This window comes from Sinomonas sp., assembly GCF_036848755.1.
Taxonomy (GTDB): Bacteria; Actinomycetota; Actinomycetes; order Actinomycetales; family Micrococcaceae; genus Sinomonas.
In genome coordinates this window covers 1-5,509 of sequence record NZ_DAIUJO010000172.1, presented here as the reverse complement: position 1 = coordinate 5,509, position 5,509 = coordinate 1, and the positions used below count along the sequence as shown (strand labels likewise).

General features: G+C 70.3%; 9 protein-coding genes. 7 read left to right on the top strand and 2 right to left on the bottom strand.

Annotated elements, in window-relative coordinates:
- Positions 1-240: LGFP repeat-containing protein (locus tag V7053_RS17725; RefSeq protein ID WP_443022664.1), on the top strand; the 240-nt coding region annotated here is incomplete at its 5' end.
- A 91-nt stretch (positions 241-331) separates the two neighbouring features.
- On the opposite strand, the gene V7053_RS17720 is transcribed toward V7053_RS17725, so the two are convergent.
- Positions 332-910: a TetR/AcrR family transcriptional regulator gene (locus V7053_RS17720; protein ID WP_334173583.1), complete on the bottom strand. Its 579-nt coding sequence runs from the start codon at positions 908-910 to the stop codon at positions 332-334.
- A 119-nt stretch (positions 911-1,029) separates the two neighbouring features.
- Between V7053_RS17720 and V7053_RS17715 the strand changes: the two genes are divergently transcribed.
- The 6 genes from V7053_RS17715 (at position 1,030) to V7053_RS17690 (ending at position 4,991) form a co-directional block, all read left to right on the top strand.
- Complete coding sequence (locus V7053_RS17715) at positions 1,030-1,455, top strand: SDR family NAD(P)-dependent oxidoreductase (RefSeq protein ID WP_334173582.1); 426 nt, start codon at positions 1,030-1,032, stop codon at positions 1,453-1,455.
- The gene (locus V7053_RS17710; protein ID WP_334173581.1) at positions 1,455-1,739 is read left to right on the top strand and encodes an SDR family oxidoreductase; all 285 of its coding nucleotides are present in this window, start codon (positions 1,455-1,457) and stop codon (positions 1,737-1,739) included. Before V7053_RS17715 ends, V7053_RS17710 begins: the two co-directional genes overlap by 1 nt.
- A gap of 77 nt (positions 1,740-1,816) precedes the next feature.
- The gene (locus tag V7053_RS17705; RefSeq protein WP_334173580.1) at positions 1,817-2,494 is read left to right on the top strand and encodes an NADPH-dependent F420 reductase; all 678 of its coding nucleotides are present in this window, start codon (positions 1,817-1,819) and stop codon (positions 2,492-2,494) included.
- A gap of 3 nt (positions 2,495-2,497) precedes the next feature.
- On the top strand, positions 2,498-3,046 hold the full coding sequence (locus tag V7053_RS17700; protein ID WP_334173579.1) for an NAD(P)H-dependent oxidoreductase: 549 nt from the start codon (positions 2,498-2,500) through the stop codon (positions 3,044-3,046).
- Positions 3,047-3,234: 188 nt separating this feature from the next.
- Positions 3,235-4,236 carry an alcohol dehydrogenase gene (locus tag V7053_RS17695; RefSeq protein ID WP_334173578.1) on the top strand — a complete coding sequence of 334 codons (1,002 nt, stop codon included), beginning with the start codon at positions 3,235-3,237 and terminating at the stop codon, positions 4,234-4,236.
- Positions 4,237-4,445: 209 nt separating this feature from the next.
- The gene (locus tag V7053_RS17690) at positions 4,446-4,991 is read left to right on the top strand and encodes a hypothetical protein (RefSeq protein WP_334173577.1); all 546 of its coding nucleotides are present in this window, start codon (positions 4,446-4,448) and stop codon (positions 4,989-4,991) included.
- Between the two features lie 12 nt (positions 4,992-5,003).
- Here V7053_RS17690 and V7053_RS17685 read toward each other — a convergent pair.
- Positions 5,004-5,509, bottom strand: a 506-nt coding sequence (locus tag V7053_RS17685; RefSeq protein ID WP_334173576.1) for a hemerythrin domain-containing protein, incomplete at its 5' end; no start/stop codon positions are given.

Genomic DNA, 5,509 nt, shown 5'->3' with positions numbered 1-5,509 from the left:
CTGGTCAACGGCGGCTCGTACCAGAACTATCAGGGCGGGGCGATCGTCTCCTCCCCGGCCTCGGGCACCCACGAGTCGTACGGGCCGATCCGTACGGCGTGGCAGTCCACTGGCTTCGAGAGAGGGCGGCTCGGCTACCCCACCAGCGAGGTCTACCCCGTGCCCAACGGCACGGCTCAGGACTTCCAAGGCGGACGGATCACCGACGTCAACGGAACCACGACCATCACCTATCTGTGATGCCCATCGCGATGACGCCCATCGCGATGACGCCCAGCGCGGCCGGGGCCTAGGCTCGGACCTACGGTTGAACCGGCATGGGTCCAGGGCGTCAGTCCTTCCGGCAGGCCTCGCGGACGAGGCGGCGCGCGAGGTCGAGGGCCCTGCTGCCGTACGAGGCACCGTCGAGGACCGCGGCCGTGGCGTAGGCGCCGTTGAGGACGATCAGCAGATCCTCGGCGAGCCGGTCCGGCTCGTCCGCCCCCGCCTCGGCGGCGAGTGAGCTGAACCAGTCGCGCACCTGCTGCTTGTGCGCGACCGCGGCCAGATGCGCCGGATGCTCACCGTCGGGGAACTCGGTGTTCGTGTTCAGCATGGGGCAGCCGCGGTAGCCAGCCCCCGCTGTGTCCTGCGCCAGGACCTCGAACACCGCGAGGAGCCTCTGCCGCGGATCGGGCTGTTCGCCGGCGGCCTGCTCCATGCGCTCGAACCAAGCGTCCGCCCGGCCCTGCACGTAGGCGGTGGCGAGGGCGTCCTTGGTGGGGAACTGCCGGTAGACGGTGGCGTTCCCGACGCCGCACTCCTTCACGACCGCGTCCATGCCGACCGCCCTGATGCCCTGCCGGTAGAACAGGCGCGTCGCCACGTCCAGAACGTTCCGCCTGTTCTCCTCGGCGGTCCTGCGAGCCATCGAAGCCCCACCTCCACTTCCCGTCTTCTGGGTTCCAGTTTGACAGACGGAACGATCCGTCACAATCATTGGAAAGGAACAGTCCGTCACATTCGGATCCACACACGGGAGGAGACGCCATGGGCGCCCATAACCTTGCCGGCCGGCACGTCGTCGTCATCGGCGGCACCTCGGGGATCGGCCGCGCCGTCGTCGAACACGCTGCAGCGTCCGGAGCCCGCGTCACAGCGGCCGCCCGCACCACCGCCAGCGTCGCCCTGCCCGCCGGCACCGCGCTCGAAGGCGTCGACCTGACATCCGGGGACTCGGTCGAGTCCTTCTTCGCCCGGATCGGGGCGTTCGACCACCTCGTCCTCTCGGCGGGTCCGGGCGCGATGGGCACGGTCCGCGACCTGTCCGCAGAGGCCGCCCGCCCCTACATGGACCTCAAGTTCTGGGGCTACTACGAGGCCGTGCGCGCCGCGGCCGACCGCATCGCCAGCGACGGCTCCATCACCCTGGTGGGGGAGCGGCGAGCCGCAAGCATGCCCCCGGCAGGCCCGTGATGGCCGCCATCAACGCGGCTCTCGAAGCGTTCGGGAAGGCGAACGCGATCGATCTGGCCCCCGTCCGCGTCAACGTCATCGCCCCCGGGCTGGTCGACACCCCCGCCTACGCGGGGATGCCGGGCGAGGTGCGCCAGGGCATGCTCGACGGCTACGCCGCGAGCGTCCCCGCAGGACGCGCAGGCCTGCCCGAGGACGTGGCAGCAGCGGCCCTGTTCCTGATGGCCAACACCTTCGTCACCGGCACCGTCCTCGACGTCGACGGCGGAGTCCAGGTCATCTGAGCGCTATCCACGACGCCGTCCCCCTCAGCACCCTCACCGATCCACACCCACGCCAGCCCCAGCACGAGGAGAAACCCTTGAAGATCGCAGTACTCGGTACCGGCATGGTCGGCCGCACGCTCGCAGTCCGTCTCACCGAACTCGGCCACAGCGTCACGGTCGGCACCCGCGACCCGCAGTCGACCCTCGGCCGCACCGAACGCGACCCCATGGGCGGGGAGCCCTACGCGGCCTGGGCACGGCAGAACCCGGCCGTGGCCCTGGCGGCCTTCGCCGACGCGGCCCGCGGCGCCGAGCTGATCGTCAATGCCACCAACGGCGCCTCCTCCCTCGACGTCCTGGCCCAGGCCGGTGCCGAGAATCTCGCCGGCAAGGTCCTCGTCGACATCGCCAACCCGCTGGAGTTCGGCCAGGGGATGCCTCCGACGCTGTTCGTCAAGGACACGGACTCCCTCGGCGAGCAGATCCAGCGCGCCTATCCCGAGGCCCGCGTCGTGAAGACCCTCAACACCCTCAACGCCGACCTCATGACCCATCCCGAGAAGCTCCCCGAGCCGAGCACCGTCTTCGTCTCTGGGAACGACGCCGACGCCAAGGAAGCCGTCACGGCCCTCCTGGCCGAGTTCGGCCACCGTGACGTCATCGACCTCGGCGACATGACCACCGCCCGCGGCACCGAGATGCTCCTGCCCGTCTGGCTCCGCCTCTGGGGCGCCCTGGGCACGCCGGAGTTCAACTTCAAGATCGTCCGCTGAGCCGTGCGGCACCGCACTCTGGTCATCCTCGGCCACCCCAGCCCTGAGGATTCCCGCGTCAACCGCCACTTGGCGGATTCCGTTCGCGGACTCCCCGACGTGAGCGTCCGGGCGCTCGCGGCAGTGCGGGGCGCCGCGGGATTCGACGTGGCGGCCGAACAGGAGGCCCTCCGCGCACACGGCACCGTGGTGCTCCAGTTCCCCTGGTACTGGTATTCGGTCCCCGGGATCCTCAAGGAGTGGATGGACCAAGTCCTCACATACGGTTTCGCCTACGGCACCGGTGGCGACGCCCTGCAGGGCAAGCGCCTCCTCGTGGCCACGTCGACGGGGGCCCCGGAGGAGTCGTACGCGGCGGCGGGGTTCAACCGCTTCACCATGGCAGAGCTCATGCGCCCGATCGAGGCAACAGCGCACCTGTGCGGGATGGCCCTCGGCACCCCGTTCGTGCTCCACGGGGCGCGTGCGGTGGACGATGCCGCCCTCGCAGGCCACGCCCTCCGCTACCGGAGCATGCTCACCGGCGCCTTGAGCGGAGCCCAGCCCGTCTGAGGCCCGGGTTTGGGCCGGGCCGGCCTCGGGTAGCACCCAACCGGCGCGACGCGAGGGGCGACACCGGCCTCAGGGGAGAGTGTCCTACGGGCCGTCTCGGCCAATGACGGTGCCCCATACCGCACCCCGATCCGATTTCCCCGACATCATCAACCGAGAACCGCATCCGATCCTCGAAAGGACCCACTATGCGAGCTGTCCAGATCAGCGCCCCCGGCGCAGACCTCGAACTCACCGAGCGGGACATCCCCGACGTCCCCCGCGGCCACGTTCTGGTCAAGGTGGCCGCGAACGGCGTCTGCCACAGCGACTCCATGCCCGGTGCGGGCATGTCCTCCTCCTACCCGCGCGTCCCCGGCCACGAGGTTGCCGGGACCGTCGAGACAGTCGGCGAGGGCGTCACCCGTTGGGCCCCCGGCCAGCGGGTCGGCGTGGGCTGGTTCGGAGGGGCATGCTTCGAGTGCGACCCCTGCCGCGACGGCGACTTCATCTCCTGCCAGGCCGGGAAGATCACAGGCCTGACCGCCGACGGCGGGTACGCCGAGTACCTTGTCGCCCCGGCCGACGCCCTTGCGGCCATCCCCGACGAGCTCAGCTTCGAAGAGGCCGCGCCCCTGCTCTGCGCCGGCGTGACCACCTTCAACGCCATCCGCTCGAGCGGTGTCCGCCCCGGCGGCCGCGTCGCAGTCCTCGGCCTGGGCGGCCTGGGCCACCTCGGCGTCCAGTTCGCCGCGAAGCTCGGCTTCGAGACCATCGCGATCGCCCGCGGCACCGAGAAGGAGGACTTCGCCCGCCAGCTCGGGGCCGACCACTACATCGACAGCACGAGCTCGGACGTCGCCGCAGAGCTGAACGCCCTCGGCGGCGCCGACCTCGTCATCGCGACCGTCACCGACGCCCACTCAATGTCAGCCACCGTCCGAGGCCTCGCAGCCCGCGGCCGCCTCGTCGTCCTCGGCGTCCCCCACGAGCCGCTCGCGGTCGGCGCCGGCGACCTCGTCATGGGCAGCCGCACTGTCGCAGGGCACGCGTCCGGCACCGCGAAGGACTCCGAGGACACCCTCCGCTTCGCTGCCCGCACCGGCGTGCGCCCGCTCATCGAGACCTACCCCCTCGAGAAGGCGGCCGACGGCTTCGATCGGATGATGTCCGGCAAGGCCCGTTTCCGGGTGGTCCTGACCACGGACTGACCCCGCCGCTCGGCGTGCGTGGCTCCCGTCCGCGCGCGCCGGCTGCCACCCCCAGGGCGCCCCTCCCGCTGACCAGTCCGATGCGGAGGGGCGCCCTTTGTCCGTTCCGGAGGACGACAGCGCTCCCGCATGCCGGCAAGGACGCCGAACCTCATCACGGCTGCGGAATTGCAGGCAATCCGTCCGTCCGACTGCTCCGAACTGATTCCGTGGAGTTCTCATCGCTACCAGCGCGTCGCGCGTCTGCCGCGGCTGCGCTCGTCGGGGGCCCGGCCGCCGTCGGGCTTGGGCTCGTGGCGCACGTCCTCTCCGGGGGCGCCCCGCCCCCGGCCGCGGTGCTGGTGGCCCTGACCACGTTCGCAAGCCTGTTCGCGGCCGCCGGGGCACGCGCACGGCCCGCCCCCTGGGCCATCGCGATCGGCAGCGGAGCCGTGCAGCAGGTGCTGCACTTGCTGCTCACCGCCCTCGCGGGCCCGAACGCGCCGATCTTCCCCTCGGCGGGTCATGTTCACGGTCACTTGCCGCAGCTGCCCGCTGCGCAATTGAGTGCGGGGCAGCTGCCCATCGACTTCCACCTCCTCATCGTCGGGCATATCGCTGCGGCGCTGGGCACGGCACTGCTCATCACAGCGGCGCTCCGCTTCGCCGCCCAACGGTGGCAGGGGAGGCGCGGGAGCGGGAAGAGGAAGAACCAGTCACGCCCCTCAGATCAAGCAGGGATCATCGAGAGCCGCACGCCGGAGTGCTGGTTGTGACCGGCGCTGCGCTCAGCTGTGCTCGCGCACGTATTCCGCTGGGTCGACGTCGTGCGCCGAGATGCCGCCCGCATGCTCGGCCTCGAACGCCGCGAATGCCACGGCCATCGTGTGGCGTTCCTCGCGGTCGACGTGGCGGCGGAAGTCGGTCAGACCCTGGCGTTCTTCTTCGGCCATGTGATCGCCGTTGACTTCGTTGACCTTGGCGACGGCGCGGAGCCATTCAACGGTGCCGACCTGGTGGGCCTCCACCGCGGCGATCGCGTCTCGGATTTCGTTGTGATCGTGGACGGCGTCCTCAGTCTCCTCACCGGGCGACTCTTGGGCAATAAGGTCCTGATGCAGCTTCAGCAGCCGCGGGTAGAAGAGCTTCTCCTCCGCTGCGGCATGCACCTCGAGAAGGATGCGCAGGCGCTTCCACACCGATCCGAGTGCATCTGTGTCGGCGGGGGCAACTTCTTCGAGGATGCCGAACATGCGGCGCTGCTCGTGATGATCGTTCAGGATGACCTCGGTGA

Excerpts from the sequence above, each read along its gene's own strand:
- V7053_RS17720 (WP_334173583.1), bottom strand. The coding sequence starts at position 910 with ATGGCTCGCAGGACCGCCGAGGAGAACAGGCGGAACGTTCTGGACGTG.
- V7053_RS17710 (WP_334173581.1), top strand. The coding sequence starts at position 1,455 with ATGGCCGCCATCAACGCGGCTCTCGAAGCGTTCGGGAAGGCGAACGCG.
- V7053_RS17695 (WP_334173578.1), top strand. The coding sequence starts at position 3,235 with ATGCGAGCTGTCCAGATCAGCGCCCCCGGCGCAGACCTCGAACTCACC.
- V7053_RS17715 (WP_334173582.1), top strand. The coding sequence starts at position 1,030 with ATGGGCGCCCATAACCTTGCCGGCCGGCACGTCGTCGTCATCGGCGGC.